This is a genomic window from Chamaesiphon sp. VAR_48_metabat_403 (genome assembly GCF_031422475.1).
In the GTDB taxonomy this organism is placed as follows: domain Bacteria; phylum Cyanobacteriota; class Cyanobacteriia; order Cyanobacteriales; family Chamaesiphonaceae; genus Chamaesiphon.
Genome location: NZ_JANPLS010000045.1, coordinates 1 through 17,544 on the forward strand (window position 1 = coordinate 1; position 17,544 = coordinate 17,544).

The window sequence follows — 17,544 nt, forward strand, 5'->3', positions numbered from 1 at the left end:
CTCGATCGATCTCAAGTAATGTAAACTTTCTGCCAGATAAATTACAGCTCACACTACCAAATCGAGATATACTACCCCTATCTCACGATCGATTTACCAGCGATCGACCCTAAATGACCGGACAAGAAGCACTCAGAATCATCGATCGATTGCTAGAACAACATCAACGCGGATCGCTCAAAACGCTCCAAGCGGCGATCGTGTCCCAAGTCTGGAACGGCGATTCTTATAAGACGATCGCCAGAGAGCTAGGTTACGAGTCAGAATATATCAAGCAGGCTGCATCTCATTTGTGGCAATTGCTTTCGGCGATCGTCGGGCAAAAAGTTTCTAAAAGTAATCTTTGCTCGATTCTTCAGCGTTATCAAACATCTTTAACGATTACGAATTGGGGTGATGCGATCGATGTTTCGCACTTTTATGGGAGAGAAATTAATTTACAAACCTTGCACGATTGGATTGTCGATAGTCGTTGTCGGGTGGTGGGAATTTTTGGCTGGGGTGGAATTGGCAAAACGGCTTTTTCGGTGAAGTTGGCGCGACAGTTGGAGTCTCAGTTTGAATATGTCATCTGGCGGAGTTTGCGACAGGCGATCGCACCGAAAGATTTGCTGGATGAAATTTTGCCGATTCTGATTGGTGCTGAGGTACAGGAGAGTTCGATCGATCTATTGATGCAGCAATTACGACAAAAACGCTGTTTACTGGTGTTTGATAATGTTGAATCGATTTTGCAGGCTGGTGCTAAAAATGGCTGCTACCTGGCGGGTTATGAAGGCTATGGGGAGATTTTTCAGCGCGTTAGCGACGAAAAGCATCTGAGTTGTTTGATATTGACGGGAAGGGAAAAACCGCATGGAATCGTACAGCGGGAAGGGGTGAATCTACCCGTAAGATCGATCCAACTAAGTGGATTGTCGATCGCCGCTGCTCACCATATTTTAATCGACAAGGGTTTAGGATCTTCGGTTGTCGATCGAGAAAACTTGATTAATTATGTTGGTGGTAATCCGCTGGCTCTCAAACTTGTCGCCACCTCTGTTAGCAACCTTTTTAGTGGCGATATCGAGTCATTTTTAGCCCAAGGTGCGGGGGTATTTAGCAACCTTCAAGACTTATTAGCACAACAATTCGATAGGTTTTCACCTTTGCAACAACAGGTAATGTACTGGCTGGCGATCGATCGCGAAGGCGTTACTCCAGCTCGATTGCAAGCAGAATTTGTGCCTGAGACAAGTTTACCGACATTACTCGCAGCACTCGAAACACTCAAAGATCGATCGTCGATTGAAACTACAGAGCGGGGTTTGACTCAACAACCCGTAATTATGGAATATGTCACTAACAGGTTGATCGATCGCATCGAGCTGGAAATTATTACAGGCGAATTGGAGCTATTTAGAACCCACGCTCTAATCGAAGCTCAAACCAAAGATTACCTGCGGGATGCCCAAATTCAACTAATTTTACAGCCATTAATCGATCGATTACTAACGCATTTTACCGAGCGATCGCACCTCGAATTGCATCTTAGCAAAATTCTGACTACTTTACGTCACCAAACCGATAAGATCGGTGGTTATGCGGCGGGAAATCTGCTCAATTTATTTTGTCAGCTCAAAACCGATCTCCAAGGCTTTGATTTTTCGCACTTGGCGATTCGTCAAGCCTACCTCTTGAATGCGACCTTACACGATGTCGATTTTACAGGGAGCTACATCAGTCAAACTGTCTTCGCCGAAACCTTTGGTGGTGTAGTCGGGATTGCATTTAGTCCCAGTGGCGAACATTTTGCCACTAGCGACACCAAAGGCGATATTCAGATTTGGGATGCTCGTACATACACAAAAATCGCTAATTGTCAAGGGCATCAACACTGGACTTGGGCGATTGCTTTTAGTCCCGATGGTAAATACCTCGCCAGTGCTAGCGACGACCATCGGGTGAAGTTGTGGGAGGTCGCCACGGGTGAATGTTTGCAGACATATATCGGACACACTTTTTCGGCTAATGCTGTCGTCTTTAGTCCCGACGGGGAAATTATCGCCAGTTCCGCTCAAGATGGTACGATTCGCCTGTGGCGGACGTTTCCAGGTAATTTAAGTCCCGAAATTCAGACTTTGGTAGGTCATAATGGTCGGGTCTGGTCGATCGCGTTTAGTCCCGATGGTCGTACTCTAGTTAGTGGTGGCGAAGATCTGAGAGTGCGACTGTGGAATGTAGCGACGGGTGAATGTCTGGCTGAGTGGTCAGCTCATACAGCTTGGGTGCGTTCTGTCGCTTTTAGCCCCGATGGTAAAACAATCGCGACTGGTAGTTACGATCGATCGATTAAAATTTGGGATGTAGCCAACATCCCCGACTTCTTTGAGCAGTCGGGGATGTGTCAGCAGTCGGGGATTTGTACCCACACATTAATCGGACATCAGCAGCCTGTCAGTGCGATCGCATTTAGTCCAGATGGACAACAATTAGTGAGCAGTAGTTTCGATAAAACTATTAAACTTTGGGATACTAATAGTGGCAAATGTGTAAAAACCCTTCTCGGACACCGCAACCGGATTTGGACTGTTGCTTTTCATCCCAATGGTACCCAAATCGCTAGCGGTGGCGATGACAATCATACTAAAATTTGGGATTTAGAACGGGAACGCTGTATTAAAACGATTGTCGGACATACTAATGCAATTTTATCTGTCAAATTGAGTCCCGATGGGAGTTATTTAGCTAGTGGTAATGAAGATACTACGATTAGAATCTGGAGTATCGATCGACAAAAGATCGTCCAAACTTTGCGCGAACATACTAATCGAGTCTGGTCGGTTAATTTTAGTCCTGACAGTCGTTTATTAGCCAGTGGTAGTGCTGACTACACTATTAAATTATGGGATTGGCAAGTAGGTAATTGCCTCAAAACATTGCGAGGGCACAATAGTTGGGTGTGGCGGGTAATTTTTAGTCCCGACGGTCGAACATTAGCCAGTACTAGTTACGACCAAACAGTCAAAATTTGGGATGTTAATACTGGATCGTGTTTGCATACGCTTCAAGGACATACCAGCCCGGTAATTTATGCCGATTTTAGTCCCGTTCGCGGAGCGTCTCCAGGGGAGAATGGCGAACTGTTAGTAAGTTGTGATTTTGCAGGTATTATTAAACTCTGGAATCCGCGATTGCCGTTCGCGAAGCGTCTCGAAGAGAAGGCAGACCAGGGGTCAACGGGTGAGTATTACCGAGATATCGGCAAGCATAGTAATAGTGTTTGGTCGGTTACTTTTAGTACGGACGGTAAGTGGTTAGTCAGTGCGAGCTATGATGAAACTATCAAAATTTGGTCGGTAGCAACAGGCGAATGCTTACAAACCTTTGCCGGACATCGAGGGCCGATCCTCAATGCAAAATTTAGTTATGACGATCGATTTATTATCAGTGTAGGAGTCGATCGACATCTCAAAATATGGGATATTCAAACTGGTGAATGTCTCCATAGTCTGACCGAACATAGTGGCTTAATTTATACGCTAGATATTGGTAATATTCGATTACCAGGCATGGATTCGCCCAAGTTTATCGCGTTTACTGGTAGCTTAGATGAAACTATTAAAGTTTGGGATTTAGATGCTGCAAAATGTCTATCTACTTGGAAATCTCGCCGTCCCTATGAAGGAATGCAAATCGATAAAATTCACGGATTGACTAGAACACAAAAAGCATCTTTACAGGCGTTAGGATCGATCGGGTAAAATTGTTGGATTCTTGGGTTGTTGGGTTTCGCTTTGCTCTACCCAATCTATACAAGGTTTCCATCCCGTAGGGGCAATTCATGAATTGCCCCTACGGGATGGAAAGCGGATTTGGTATGATGTGTCGATCGATCTAGCTCTTGACATCCGATAATACATAGACTAAATTGAGAATACCTACAATTTTGTCAGCAGGTTTGCCATGTAGTTCTCCACCTCTCCACATTTAGCTAGTAATTAATAGTTTCGATCGGTAATATTCGCCACAGCCAAAATTGGTGGCATATTTTTAGGCGAGTTATAAATTCCGATCTAGAACCTTAATTACCCATTACTCGTACCGAACGCAGCCGAATTAAATCGAGCAGAGCGAGAGTACTAATTATTCAATGTTACCTTGAGAGGGGAACGTCAAATGCTGATGCAAAAATATCCGCGAACGCCACATATTGAAGGTTCGCGCGAACAGCCTGGGGATGAAGATTTAGACAGCATACCATTTAGCGCGATCGCTAATAAGTATGTAGTAATAGAGGAGAAAGTCGATGGTGCCAATGCCGCGATTAGCTTCGATGTTAACGGACAATTATTATTGCAAAGTCGCGGACACTATTTAACTGGTGGCTCTCGCGAACGCCATTTTAATCTATTCAAACAATGGGCACACAGTCATTATGCCGCATTGTGGGATGTTTTGGGCGATCGATATATCTTGTATGGTGAATGGTTGTATGCCAAACACACGGTATTTTACGACAAATTACCGCACTATTTTTTAGAATACGATTTACTCGATCGATCTTCTAATCAATTTCTCAGCACGGTGGCGCGGCAAGAGTTATTGACAGGATTAGCGGTAGCTTCGGTACCCGTATTGCTAGAGGGAAAATTAACATCTCACAAGCAATTAGTTGGGTTACTACAGCACTCCCATTTCATTAGTTCCAAACATATCGATAGGTTGCGTGAGCTTTGTGTAGAGCAAGGTTTGAATGCAGATCTGGCAATTCAACAAACTAACCAAAGTGCGTTGATGGAAGGTTTATATATCAAGGTGGAAACACCTGAATTAACTATCGCTCGATATAAGTACGTCCGAGCGGACTTTTTGACAACTATTCTACAGTCTGAAACTCACTGGCTAAATCGTCCGATTATTCCCAATCAATTGGCGATTGGTGTCGATTTATTTGGAATTAATTAACGATCGATCGGTAATTATAGATCGTAAATATTAATGTTTGGGCATGAGATGTGATTGGTGGGCATTGCCCACCCTACTTTTTAGTATTTGACTCCTAATTTATTATGGAAGAATTTGATGAAATACAAATTGCAACAACTCTAGGTAGAATTTGGTGCGAAGAATTAGACGATCTTATCGATTTTGATATTCTCAGTCCCCAGAATGGATATGAAATTATTTCAGATGCCGCGTCTGGAAATTGGATGAATTATTTGATGGGCACAGAAATCGATCGAGATGTTCGCAAAATATCAAAATTGGCAGCCGATTTTTATGAGGTCGATAGCATACCAGAAGAGATATTTGTAAGAATCATCAAACGGGTTAAATACGAATATCAAGAACATCCACAAATAAATTAAGATTGAGAAACAGCTATGATGAATATAGCGATCGAACAAAATACACACTGGACATTTCCTGATTGTCCGACACTGACAGATTTACAAATAAATTGGACGGGAATTATAGCAAAGTTTCCACCTTTACAATCTCTAGCTAACTGCGAACAAAACCCGATTTACCATGCAGAGGGAAACGTTTGGATTCATACTCAATTAGTCTGTGAAGCCTTAGTTTCTCTACCGACTTGGCAAGCGATGAATGCAACCGATCGATCGATCTTATTTGCAGCCGCTTTATTACATGACATCGCCAAACCAATGGTGACACAAGTAATTGATGAGGGTAATATTACCGCCAAGGGACATGTGAATTTAGGTGCAAAAAAGGTGCGGCAGATTTTACAAGATTTGCAGACACCATTTGCAATTCGCGAGGTAATTGTCGCGATCGTTAAATATGGTAGTTTGCCATTATGGTTTTGGGATAAACATAACCCATTGCGATCGATTATTAAGGCAAGTCAATTGGTTCGGTGTGATTGGTTGGCGTTAATGGCGGAGGCGGATGTCAGGGGACGAATATGTGATGATAAACAGAAATTATTGGAAACGATCGAGTTTTTCAGAGAATTTTGTCAGGAGCATAATTGTTTCGATCGAGCTTATCCTTTTGCATCGGATCATAGTCGGTTTATTTACTTCCATAAAGAAGATGCAGATCCGAATTATGCGGCTTTTGACGATACCCGCTTGGAAGTAATTATGATGTGTGGTTTACCCGGTACTGGAAAAGATTATTGGATCGATCGTACTCACCCAGATTTACCAGTTGTATCGCTCGATAAGTTGCGGATAGAAATGGGTATTTCACCCACAAACGAGCAAGGCGCGATCGTCAATGCGGGGAGAGCTTTGGCGAAGGGATATCTCCAATCTGAGACACCATTTATCTGGAATGCGACTAATATCATCAAGCCGATTCGATCGGGCTTAATTCGGCTATTTGCTGGGTATGGTGCGCGAATTCGGATCGTCTATCTAGAAGTGCCGATCGATCGGGTATTACAGCAAAATCGCGATCGCAAAGCTCAAGTTCCTAATGCTGTCATTCATCGTTTTCGCGATCGATTAGAAATTCCCGATATTACCGAAGCTCATCAAGTAGATTATTTTGTTGATGTTTAATTTTATTATTAACCGTAAACCCTAGAAATCCCCCTAAATCCCCCTTTTTAAGGGGGACTTCCGGATCCGGTTCCCCCCTTAAAAAGGGGGGTTAGGGGGGATTCAGATCTACGATACTCACAAAACTCTTCTTTTCACCATCTACCAAAATCATGTCAAAACAAAAGATAGAAAAACAAAAAATGGCGACAATTACGGAGGTGTATAACCGGATTATCTGGGATGCCAACCTCAATCGTAATATGTTTATCGCTGGATTTCACGAGCGGATCTCTGACACTATTCGCGAGAAGCCGCTGGCGCAGTGGGACGATAATAGCGATATTCCTTGGCATCGAGTTCGCTATATTCGTTGTAATGAAACGATCGTATGGGATCGCGAAAATCGGATCGATTTAATTTCGACTAATAATTTACCAGAAATTGCCTGGAAATCTGAAGTTGCTGGATCTAATCGAGCGGATCTTGCTGCTTTAGTTGCTAACAATCAAGCTCAGTTTCAGTCGCGAGACATTTATACATACGATCGCGATGAATGGAAGGTATTTACAGGTACAGTTAAATCGGTAGCTTTAGATAACACGCTGACGATCGTTAGTTATAATATTTTATCCAATCTCCACGATGCGGATAAAATTCATACCGATAAACGATTGCCAGTTATTTTAAGCGAATTAGCTAAAACTAATGCCGATATTATCGCATTGCAAGAAGTAACGCCAGAATCTTTAGCTTTTATTTTGGCGACAGATTGGGTGCAAGATTATTTTATCTCTGAGGCTCCTAATGGTAATAATGTCAAACCATATGGCAATTTAATTATGTCTCGGTGGGCATTCAATTTGGTAGAATATCAATTCTCTGGACACAAGCGGGTATTAATTAGTAACTGGAATATTAACGATCGCGGCGTGCATTTAGCTAACGTTCATTTAACTAGCGATAGAGGCGATAATGCTTTCCAGAAGCGCACGCAGCAGTTAGCGACAGTTATCGGTTATCTCCAACAACAAGCGGGAGATCGGTTTATCGTTGGTGATTTTAATACGCAGGGTGACGAGCAAGATGAAATTATTAATTATGGTAACTTTATCGATCTGTGGCAGAAGTTATATCCAGAGAAAGCTGGCTATACATTCGATCCGCCTGCGAATCCGCTAGCGATGTTAATGAGTCTAGAAGGAAAAGCCTCACGACTCGATCGCATTTTGTGGTGTCCCGATCTGGAATCGAATTATCAACCCCTAGCGATGGATTTATTCGGTTGTAAATCTTTCGATATTGATGATATTCAGCTTTATCCTTCCGATCATTTCTGCGTCTGTGGGGTTTTTAAAATCTCTCAAGCTACGACGGCTCGGAATTCACACGATCGCATCGATCTTACCGCAATTACGCCAGTATATGAGAGCATTCTGGCAATTATTCCACCTGAAGATCTATTCCCACCGATTCAAGCAATTCGCCAACAGTATGATGCTGGATTTTTCAATATCGTACCGCATATTACTTTACTTTATGGCTTTGTACCCGATCGATATTTTGAAGAAGTAGTCGATCTCATCGCGCCAATTCTCGCCAATATCGAGCCATTTACGGTGACATTAGCCGACTTTGAGATCTTCACCCATCATAAAAGTTCTACCGCATATTTGCGCCCGATCGTTAAACCAGAAGGTGCATTACACGAGCTGCAAGCGGCTTTATATCGATTATTTCCTCAATGTTACGAGCAAAGTACAAAAACCAGTGCGGGATTCAATCCGCATTTAAGTGTCGGACAATTTGCCACTCCGAGCGAAGCAATGGCAAAATTACCGCAATGGCATCCAATTAAATTCACTGTCGATGCTGTCTCCTTACTCAGCCGTACTCGTGACAAACCTTGCGTTGTCAAACAGATAGTTGGTGTTGGTAAATTACTTCCCAGAGTTATCGAAAATGCCGAATTAATCGAGCTAATTACTACTCTAGAACCAGCATTGACAGATGCACAACAATCGCACCGCGATACTGTTTTAGCAGTGTTAAAACAAGCTTGTACTGAATGTTTGGGATTTGAAGCATCGATCCATTTATTGGGTTCGGCGCGACTGGGAGTAGCGACTCCAACTAGCGATTTAGATGTCGTTTGTCTCATTCCCGATTATCTGACAGGCGAAAGCTTTTTAACTAGAGTCGAAGACTGTCTGCAAGGATTATGCGAGCGATCTCAAGTTTTGCTAGATGCCAAATTTCCAGTCTTGCGGTTAGAGATCGAAGGAATATCGCTAGATTTACTATATACCCAAGTAGAAGTTAGCGATGGCTGGGAAACTCGCAATATTCGCGAGCTGCAAGCTCAAATTAAAGATACTAAATCGATAATCGGGTGCTGGGAAGCAGATCTCATTGTGGATTTAGTCAAGCAGCAACTCCGCCTAGAACGGTTTCAGATGCTTTTAAAAGCCGTCCGAAGCTGGGCGAAGGTTCGCGGTTTATATGGCAACTCTTGGGGCTTCTTGGGTGGATTTTCTTGGTCGTTGCTATGTGCTTACACATGTATTAACTACCGAGATGCAGATAGATCGTTAGCAGCACTGTTGGCTAATTTCTTCCAGGTATTAAGTCGATATAATTGGCGCAAACCAATTGCTTTAACCGATCTTGGCAAGAAATATCAAGCCAAATTACCGCAGGATTTATTACCGATCGTTTCTTCGATCGAACCTTGTAAAAATACCGCTCGGAATATTACCCATTCTACCGCCAAAATCTTGAGCGATGAGTTTACCAGAGCTGCGGAAATTTCTACTAGTATTTTAGCAGGTAAGGATACATGGACATCTTTATATGAGCCGATCGATTTGTCAATGACTGCCGATACAATCTTAACGATTGTTATTGTCGATGCAGACAAAGATAAGCTCCAAAAAAGCACCAGTAGTTTAGAAGCTGCAATAATTGGGTTAATCATTCAGCTCGAACAACTCGATATTTTTGTCCGTCCGAATACTCAGATCGATCGCCAAGTGCAGACAAATAATGTCATGTTATTTCTGAAGATACCTGCTACTTGCGAACTGAGTTCGATCGAACTGCTAGTCCGAAATTTTATTCATCAGTTGAATGGAATTGCTAACAGCACTAACTTAGATTTGTCCCTGAGTCCGATCGTTAAATTGGTAAGCCCGAAGTAACTTAGTTAATGATAGAATTATTAGATGGATAGCCGATCGCGATCGGCTATCCATCTATAGTCTGCATTTATCGAACGATATTAAAAATTCAATCTAAAATTTATTTCCACATTAATAATATGTCCGAATCTATTAGCACCCTAATTAACTCAGAAAATAAAGGCGATCGGATTACCGCATTAAATATGCTCAGAGAAATCGAACCATCGATCGCCTTTGGCTATATCAAACAACTAATAACCGATAATAATACTAGAGTCCGGTATGCGGCGGTCAGTCAATTGGCAACATTAGGCAGCCAAAATTTGACTGAGAGTTTAACTATTTTACGCGATCGATTGGTTAACGATCCAGAACCCGACGTGCAAGCCGCCGCCGCAGATAGTATCGGCGCGCTCAAACTTACAGATGCCTTTGACGATCTGCAAAAACTTTATGAAACTACCCCAGAGTGGTTGGTACAATTTAGTATTATCGCCGCGCTAGGCGAACTCGGCGATCCGCGTGGGTTACAATTATTGCAAACTGCATTAACTAATGAAACGTCCCTGGTACAAACTGCGGCGATTGGATCTATCGGCGAACTCGGCGATGCTAGTGGTGTTGCCAGTATCGTGCCATTTGTCACCCATCCCGATTGGCAAATTCGCTATCAACTCGCCCGCGCGTTGCGTAATTTAGGCGGCGATTTAGCAGCCCAAAATTTAGCAATTTTAGCCACCGATGCTGTCGAGCAAGTGGCGCAAGAAGCACAGGGAATTAGTGAATAGTGAATAGTGGATAGTGGATATAAAACAGGTGCTTCATCTGAGAGTTCCGCAGGTGAAGCACCTTTTTAAGATAGTAGATCGATCGCCAAAGTGGTTAGGACAGTAAACTAGTGCTGCTACAAACCCGACTTTTCCAAAAAGTCGGGTTTGTGTCCTAACTTACATGGCGACTACTTATAGATCGCTTTCGATAATCCGCTAAATAATAAAACTATCCACTATCCACTATTCACTATCCACTAAATTATTTCTAATTCGAGATTTTCGATCGCTTGAATGCCACGAGTATCTCCGAGCTTGAGGAGCGCGGCTTTAGCATCATCTCGCACGCCGAGATCGCCATCTTCTTCTAAGACTTGAATCAGCGCATCCACAGCAGTAGCATAAACCACATTCGAGGGTAATTCCCGACACAATCGCCCCAACGACCAGGCACAATTGCTCCGCACTGCGGCGAGGGGGTCGTTAATTAAGGCTTCGATAATCGGCGGTACGGTGGCGATAACCGCATCGTAACCGAGATCGGCAGCCTGACCTAAGGCACTAGCCGCCCAGAGCCTTACGGCGGATATATCCACCCGTAGAGAGCGTAATAGCGGCTTGAGGGTGCGACGATCGCGACAGTTGCCTAATGCCCAGACAATGCCTTTGCGGACATAACCATTCCAATCGCGATCGAGTTGAGAAATTAGCGGCTCGACGGCATCGAGACTGGGATTGCGCCCTAATGCGTAGGTAGCCGCAACTCGCACTAACGGGCAGGGATCGGTGAGTAGTACGATCAGATGCGGAATGGCGCGGGCATCTTGAAGCTCGCAAAACGCTCGTGCAGCCATCATCCTGCGCGCTGTGACGGTATCGGTGAGGAGCGGTAACATTTCCTCCGGATCTGGTTTGGGAGGCTCTGGATGGGCATCTAGCACCGCTAGAGTATCCAGATCGACAACAGAACTATCTAGATCTGTCTCGTCCTCCAAAAAGTCTAAATCTGCTTCGTAAACCATAATTAACTACCCTAGCCTTGCCCATCCCCAAAATCTAGCCTCAAGTCTCAAATCTACCAGCCAAATCCGCGATATGATGTGGGCTGGACAAAGTGAAGATCGTCTGGTTCGATCGGCTATTTGTGCCATTATAGCAAATTGCCCGCCATCACTGCGATCGCTAGTGATAAGCTGTTAGTCTATTCACTATCCACTATTTACTCTAATTCAGGGAGTAAATATTTCCATCGATTAATAAGCAGGCAATTCCTTTAGATTTCAGGTGTTGGGTAGTCTTATAAAAAACGCGACTATCGGGTACTTTAATCACTCTTTGAGTGCGTTGATTTGAGAATCTTTTGGCGACGCGTGGATTATCAAAAACTGGTAGAGTGCGTTGTTGGGTTTCCTCGCCAGAAATCTGTCCGAGATCGGCAAAATCTTTGAGCGGACGCACGATTAGTTCGGCAAACTTATCGATGACGATATAACAAGTGCGCGGTAATGTGGCTTCAGAGAGCGGTTTGACGCGAACGTGCAACCGATCGGCTGTTAATAATCGATCGGTTGCATCGGTTTCTTCAACCCAATCTTCGCTATCGCTATCGCTATCTTCTTCTTCGTCATCATCATTCTCGGCAATTTCTTCGCCAAACATGGCGGCTAATGCATTGACATCTTCTGGCTCGTTATCTTCTTCGTTTTCTGCTGTTGAATTTACGATTTCCGGAACGGCTACGACGGGTGGATTGGTGTAACGATCGTGAGAATCAGCAAGTATTTCCCGCAATACTGGGGTGCGGGGAATTGGTGGGGAAATCGCTGATTTTGGCAGTTCGGTTGCGGGAAGATCGAGTTTAGCTCTTGTCTGTGTGGTTTCTGGATCGGGAGTACTGACGATTTCCATGCTGGAAGGCTTCTCTTCGAGAGGCTTCGCCAACGCCAACGATCGATCGTTTTCTACCATTGCTGGCGAAAGATCGATCTCGATCTGCTGGTTGTCGATTGGTGCGGAAGATCGACGACGCACGCGACGGTTCTGGATGTCGCTGTTGTCACCAGCATGAATCGGTTCCGAAGATCTTACGCTGTCGCCTAAGTCGGGTGCTGTGGGGATGGTGGGGTTCGATTCGAGCGTCGGATCGAGATCGATGGCTGGAAGTAGCGATGCGACTGGGGCTGGTGCGGCTGTGTCGATTGCTAATACTGGGGAAATTGGTGTTAGCTCGATCGGGAGGATAATTTCTTTATCGCTGTTGGCTTTAGAACTGCGGTTGCGATCGATTAAACTCTCGTATTCAGCTTCTGGAATCGTACTTTTGAGAATGCGCCCGATTGTTGAATTGCTGACTCCATAGCGATTTGCTAGAGCTGCTGTCGTATCTCCAGAGCGATAGAGATCGGCAATCTCCAACTTATCTGCATCGGTAATTTTTTTAGAAGTCATGTTTTACTTTATGGCAGTCCGTCTGCGAGCTAGACGGCGAGCGCGAATGGAGTTATCAAATTCTAGCGCAGCAGCAATGCCAAACTGCACGATGCCAAAAATCCAGAACACTTCCATAATAAAGCCACTTTCGTATCCTTGCACTCGCTCATTGGCATATGCGAACCAAGTATCGGCAATATAAAAACACAATACCGCTTGAGCGGTCATTCTCCAGGGTAAACCCATTTGACCGCCCCAAAAGCCTAAAAATAAAATTGTCGCCAAAGTTAGCAGTACTAAATCGCAGAGGACATAGAACATATTAAAGGTTTTAACGAGTGGGTTTAGCGATCGATCGATCGCGAGTACCCACTCAGGGGGACGCTGTGAAGTCGCCAATGTAATTGAGCTACCTGATGCTGTCGCGAGGATTTGTGGCTCGCTCGTGGCGATGCTGGAGCCGCTGGGGGGTAGATCGCGCGTGCTGACGATTGCCGTTGCTGGCGGTGCGATCGTCGCATTTGCCGCACCCGCAGTCAGCCAACAGCCGATCGTCAAGCCAAGTGCGACAACACTAATCACAATCGCCCATTGCTGGGGAATGAGCCGAACATCTCGATCGAGAATTGCCAATCTGACTCCAGCGATTGTCATCAGATAAAACAATACGAAAAATATATTTCCCAATGAAGCTGCCGGATCTAATTTCCAGAGCAATTCCCACAGTGTAAACCACAAATTTCCAATGAAAAAAGCGAAGTTTGCCAGTGCATATAGCAGCCACACCGCACTCCCGCCAGCAATATATTTACTCCGCCAATTTCGCCAACACAGACAACCCGCAATCAGCAGTCCGATTTCTTCTAAGCTAGTAGTCGCGATGATAAACCACATCGGTCGAGTGGCTTGCGGATCGACTACGCTAAAATTCAAATAAAGTACGAGCGCAATTGTCGCCCAAATCGTCCCCCAATAAATTATCAATTCTCCACCAAACTGATTTTTGGAAACTGTTTTGTCTGGTGAAAATTTAGTCATGTTCGCGATAGATAATTGGTGGATGGATCGATTGGCAATAGTAACTAAATATCTAATACATTGGTTAAAGCTGACTGGAGTTGTGGTGGCATCGATCGCACGATCTCGATCGTTAATTCCGTGCCGAATTGGCGACCGAGTTTTTGCTGCGCGAGCTGATAGATGTGGCGATCGAACGCAATTAAATCTGCCGATTCCCAAGCTTTGAGCGCGATGGGAGTCATGGGAGACATTGCCAATAATCGATCGAGATCGGTGCGAGACTGAAGTTGGGGTGCGATCGCAATTAAATTTTCGCTAAATATTTGCAACTGTCTGGTACCTAATAATTCTTGCCATTGCAACCAGATTTCTTGCAACAGCCACATACTCGCTTGTTGCAATTCTAAACTAGTTTCCGCTCGACGCTCTACCAGATTGGCTCTGCCCAGCACGATCGGTTGCTGGTGGGCACTAGCGAATGCCCATAATGAATAATAGCCAACTTCCCGCACGAGTAAATATTTATCTGGGGTTGCCAACATTCCCGCCGCATTTTGTTTTAAGCTGAGATCTTGGAACTGTTGTTGGGCTAGATCGAGCTGACGATCGCCAAAAATCCGAATTAGATCGTAGGTTCGGTCTTGATAAGTAAGTCTCAATCCGGCGAGCTGACGATCGGGAATGGCAGCGATCTCAATATTGACTGATTCTAGATCGGTAATCGATTTACTTGAATGGGCAAATTTCACACTGCGAGAACGATAAAATATATTATTATTTAATCTCAACTAGCCGGAGAATACCTAGAGTAATATTGCCGATCTCGCTAACTGCGGCGATCGGCTTGCCAACATCTTTTCAGATATTTTACACTTGACATTGCTAAAATTGTGCGCGAGGTATGTTATACTATAGTGCTAATGTGGGTGAATAGCTCAGTCGGATAGAGCAACTGCCTTCTAAGCAGTCGGTCGGGGGTTCAAGTCCCTCTTCACCCGTAGCGATTGGCAACCCGTTGTCTGAGTTGTCATGCACAGCTATAGAGTTCGATCGATGTCCCATCCTTCCACGCCCTCAGGGTAATCGCGGTTATCTGTCTCCAGCGGCTGGCAAACATTAAATACCAATCGCTAAATCATTGATACCTGTCTGATGCGGAATCCCCAAGCTGCGATCGTCCTTTGTCTGGCTTTTATCATTGGTTTAATCGTTACCTGCAATCCGTGGGCGAGATGGGGACTACCAATTTTAGGGATACCGATCGCATGGCTGCTGCCGCGATACTGGAAAAAAAGTCCCAATTGGCGACTTTTATTAGTGGCGATCGCGATCGCTGGATGTGCTAGTTTTTATCTAGAATTACGAATTCCCAAGCTAGCGAATAACGATATTAGTACTTATATTCCGGCTACTGCCGAACGCGGTACGACCCAGTTTACGATCGTGCAGGGGGTAGTTGCTAGTTATCCCCGCGTTACCCGCAATCAAAATAGTCAATTCTGGCTCGATGCCACTCAATTAAATGAGATCCAGGGTGAGAAATTGCGCCCTGCGGACGTGAGTAGAGCCGTTAGCGGTCGGGTGTACGTGACAGTACCATTACAGAGCGGGACGGGCTTACAACCGGGGGTAGATGTGTCGATTACCGGGACGTTGTATTTACCCGAAGCAAATGCTAATCCGGGTGGGTTTAGTTTCCGCAATTATCTCTCTCAAGCGGGTGGCTTTGCGGGAATGCGGGGGGTACAACTGCGGGTACCAGATGAAAGTCAGACACAGCAATGGAGTTGGGGAAAGTTGCGCGCTCGGATTGTAGCGGCGCAGGTAAAGTGGCTGGATGTGCCGATCGGGCCGCTGGTGACGGCAATGGTGCTAGGATCGGATGCGGTAGATTTACCTTACGATTTACGTGACAGGTTTGTGCGGGTAGGATTGGCTCATGCGCTGGCTGCGTCTGGATTTCAGGTTTCGTTGATTCTGAATGCCATCCTCGCGCTCACTCGCAAGCGATTGTCGGCGGTGCAACAGTCGAATGTTGGTGGGGTAGCTCTACTAATTTTCTTGGGTTTGACTGGTTTTCAGCCTGCGGTAGTGCGCTCGGTGGTGATGGGGATGGCGGTGTTAATCGGGTTGCGAACTCAGCGCAAAATCGATCCGCTCGGTTCGTTATTTATTGCCGGAACTTTACTGTTAATTATCGATCCGTTATTGATTTGGGATATTGGATTTGAATTGAGTTTTTTGGCAACATTAGGATTGATTGTCACTGTCGAACCGTTACAACAAAAGTTAGATTGGTTGCCACCGACAATTGCCGATTTAATTACCGTACCGTTAGCGGCGACGATTTGGACTTTACCGATTCAATTATATGTGTTTAAAGTCTTTCCACTCTATAGTTTGCCTGCAAATATTCTTACTAGCCCACTGATTAGTATTATTAGTATCGGTGGCACGATCGGGGCATTAATCGGTGCGATAATTCCGATCGCGGGGAGTGCGGTGTCGTGGCTGTTATATATACCGACTCAGCTCTTAATTTGGATTGTCGAGTTATTTAATTATTTACCAGGGACATCATTTGCAGTCGGGCAAATTGAGATCTGGCAATTAGCTGCATTATATGGCATTATTCTGAGCGTCTGGGCGATACCGCGCTGGCAAAAAGAGTGGCGAGTGGCCGCATTAGCCGGACTTCTATTAGTATTAATTCCCTTAGCTATCTGGAAAACCAACGAGTTTCAAATTACCGCTTTAGCAGGCAAAGATCGCCAGATTTTAGTTATCCAAGATCGCGGACAGACAATTTTAATTAATAGCGGTAACGAAAGTATGGCGAGGTTTATTGTCTTACCATTTTTACAACAACAAGCCATCAATCGAGTCGATCGAGCCATCGATTCTAACCTCGATCTTTCTGCCTTAAATAGTTGGCAAACCCTAGCCCAAACGATGCCAATTCAAAAATTCTATCGGATCGGCGGGACGATCGATAATACCGGAACGATCCAATTCGAGCCATTATTAATAGGTAAAACTCAAAAATTCGATCGCCTGGAAATTACCACCATCAAAACCAATCCGGTTATCTTTCAAATTGCCATTCCTGAAGTCAATCAAAAATGGTTATTTATCGGCAATGATACCGGAGATCTCACCCAATCGGCGATCGATCTCGAACAACTTACTCCCGCCTCAACTCTATTTTGGAGTGGGGGCCGATTAACAGCTCGATCGATCTCTAAAATTCAGCCTCAAGTGGCGATTGCGGCTACTGCAAATCCCGATCCAGAAACAGTCAAGCTGTTAGAAAAAAATCAAGTTCGGGTTTATTACACCGGGCGCGATGGCGCGATTCAATGGACTCCCGCTGGGTTGTTTAAGCCTTATTTAGAGGGGGAGAGGTAATGGGAGTAAGGAGTAAGGAGTGGAAAAATCCCCTCCCTGGAGGCTACCGTGTATACACAAGTTTGGATAAAAGCGAAAACCCTAGAAATCCCCCTGAATCCCCCTTGAAAAGGGGGACTTTGAAAGCCCCCGCATCCTTGGGGGTTGGGGGATTTAGATCTAAAAACGAAGTCCAGCCGACTTGTGTATACACCGTAGGTCTACATGCGGAGGCTCACGGGAACGACGCACTGCAAT

Annotated in this window: 11 protein-coding genes and 1 tRNA gene; 8 read left to right on the forward strand and 4 right to left on the reverse strand. The window is 44.7% G+C overall.

Annotated features, from left to right (window positions below):
* Window positions 1–113: 113 nt before the first annotated feature.
* The 6 genes from RMO79_RS02255 (at window position 114) to nblB (ending at window position 10,467) form a co-directional block, all read left to right on the forward strand.
* Complete coding sequence (locus RMO79_RS02255; protein ID WP_310481431.1) at window positions 114–3,743, forward strand: NB-ARC domain-containing protein; 3,630 nt, start codon at window positions 114–116, stop codon at window positions 3,741–3,743.
* Between the two features lie 415 nt (window positions 3,744–4,158).
* Window positions 4,159–4,947 (forward strand): RNA ligase family protein, encoded by a 789-nt coding sequence (locus RMO79_RS02260; RefSeq protein WP_310481432.1) that lies wholly within the window; start codon window positions 4,159–4,161, stop codon window positions 4,945–4,947.
* A gap of 104 nt (window positions 4,948–5,051) precedes the next feature.
* On the forward strand, window positions 5,052–5,351 hold the full coding sequence (locus RMO79_RS02265; RefSeq protein WP_310481433.1) for a hypothetical protein: 300 nt from the start codon (window positions 5,052–5,054) through the stop codon (window positions 5,349–5,351).
* 15 nt (window positions 5,352–5,366) lie between these two features.
* Window positions 5,367–6,518, forward strand: coding sequence for an AAA family ATPase (locus tag RMO79_RS02270; RefSeq protein WP_310481434.1), 1,152 nt, complete (start codon window positions 5,367–5,369; stop codon window positions 6,516–6,518).
* A 152-nt stretch (window positions 6,519–6,670) separates the two neighbouring features.
* Window positions 6,671–9,697: a poly(A) polymerase gene (locus tag RMO79_RS02275; protein WP_310481435.1), complete on the forward strand. Its 3,027-nt coding sequence runs from the start codon at window positions 6,671–6,673 to the stop codon at window positions 9,695–9,697.
* A gap of 119 nt (window positions 9,698–9,816) precedes the next feature.
* A complete protein-coding gene (gene nblB, locus RMO79_RS02280) occupies window positions 9,817–10,467 on the forward strand; it encodes a phycobilisome degradation protein NblB (RefSeq protein WP_310481436.1) in 651 nt (216 codons plus the stop codon).
* 239 nt (window positions 10,468–10,706) lie between these two features.
* On the opposite strand, the gene RMO79_RS02285 is transcribed toward nblB, so the two are convergent.
* From RMO79_RS02285 to RMO79_RS02300, 4 genes are all read right to left on the reverse strand, one after another.
* Window positions 10,707–11,471, reverse strand: coding sequence for a HEAT repeat domain-containing protein (locus RMO79_RS02285; RefSeq protein ID WP_310481437.1), 765 nt, complete (start codon window positions 11,469–11,471; stop codon window positions 10,707–10,709).
* Between the two features lie 202 nt (window positions 11,472–11,673).
* Entirely contained in the window at window positions 11,674–12,897 is a 1,224-nt protein-coding gene (locus RMO79_RS02290; protein WP_310481438.1) for a hypothetical protein, read from the reverse strand.
* 3 nt (window positions 12,898–12,900) lie between these two features.
* Window positions 12,901–13,917, reverse strand: coding sequence for a hypothetical protein (locus RMO79_RS02295; protein WP_310481439.1), 1,017 nt, complete (start codon window positions 13,915–13,917; stop codon window positions 12,901–12,903).
* A gap of 44 nt (window positions 13,918–13,961) precedes the next feature.
* Complete coding sequence (locus RMO79_RS02300; protein ID WP_310481440.1) at window positions 13,962–14,648, reverse strand: hypothetical protein; 687 nt, start codon at window positions 14,646–14,648, stop codon at window positions 13,962–13,964.
* Between the two features lie 175 nt (window positions 14,649–14,823).
* Between RMO79_RS02300 and RMO79_RS02305 the strand changes: the two genes are divergently transcribed.
* Both RMO79_RS02305 and RMO79_RS02310 read left to right on the forward strand, forming a co-directional pair.
* Window positions 14,824–14,897: transfer RNA gene (locus tag RMO79_RS02305), tRNA-Arg, on the forward strand.
* Window positions 14,898–15,051: 154 nt separating this feature from the next.
* Window positions 15,052–17,307, forward strand: a complete 2,256-nt coding sequence (locus RMO79_RS02310) for a ComEC/Rec2 family competence protein (RefSeq protein ID WP_310481441.1) — start codon at window positions 15,052–15,054, stop codon at window positions 17,305–17,307.
* Window positions 17,308–17,544: the final 237 nt, after the last annotated feature.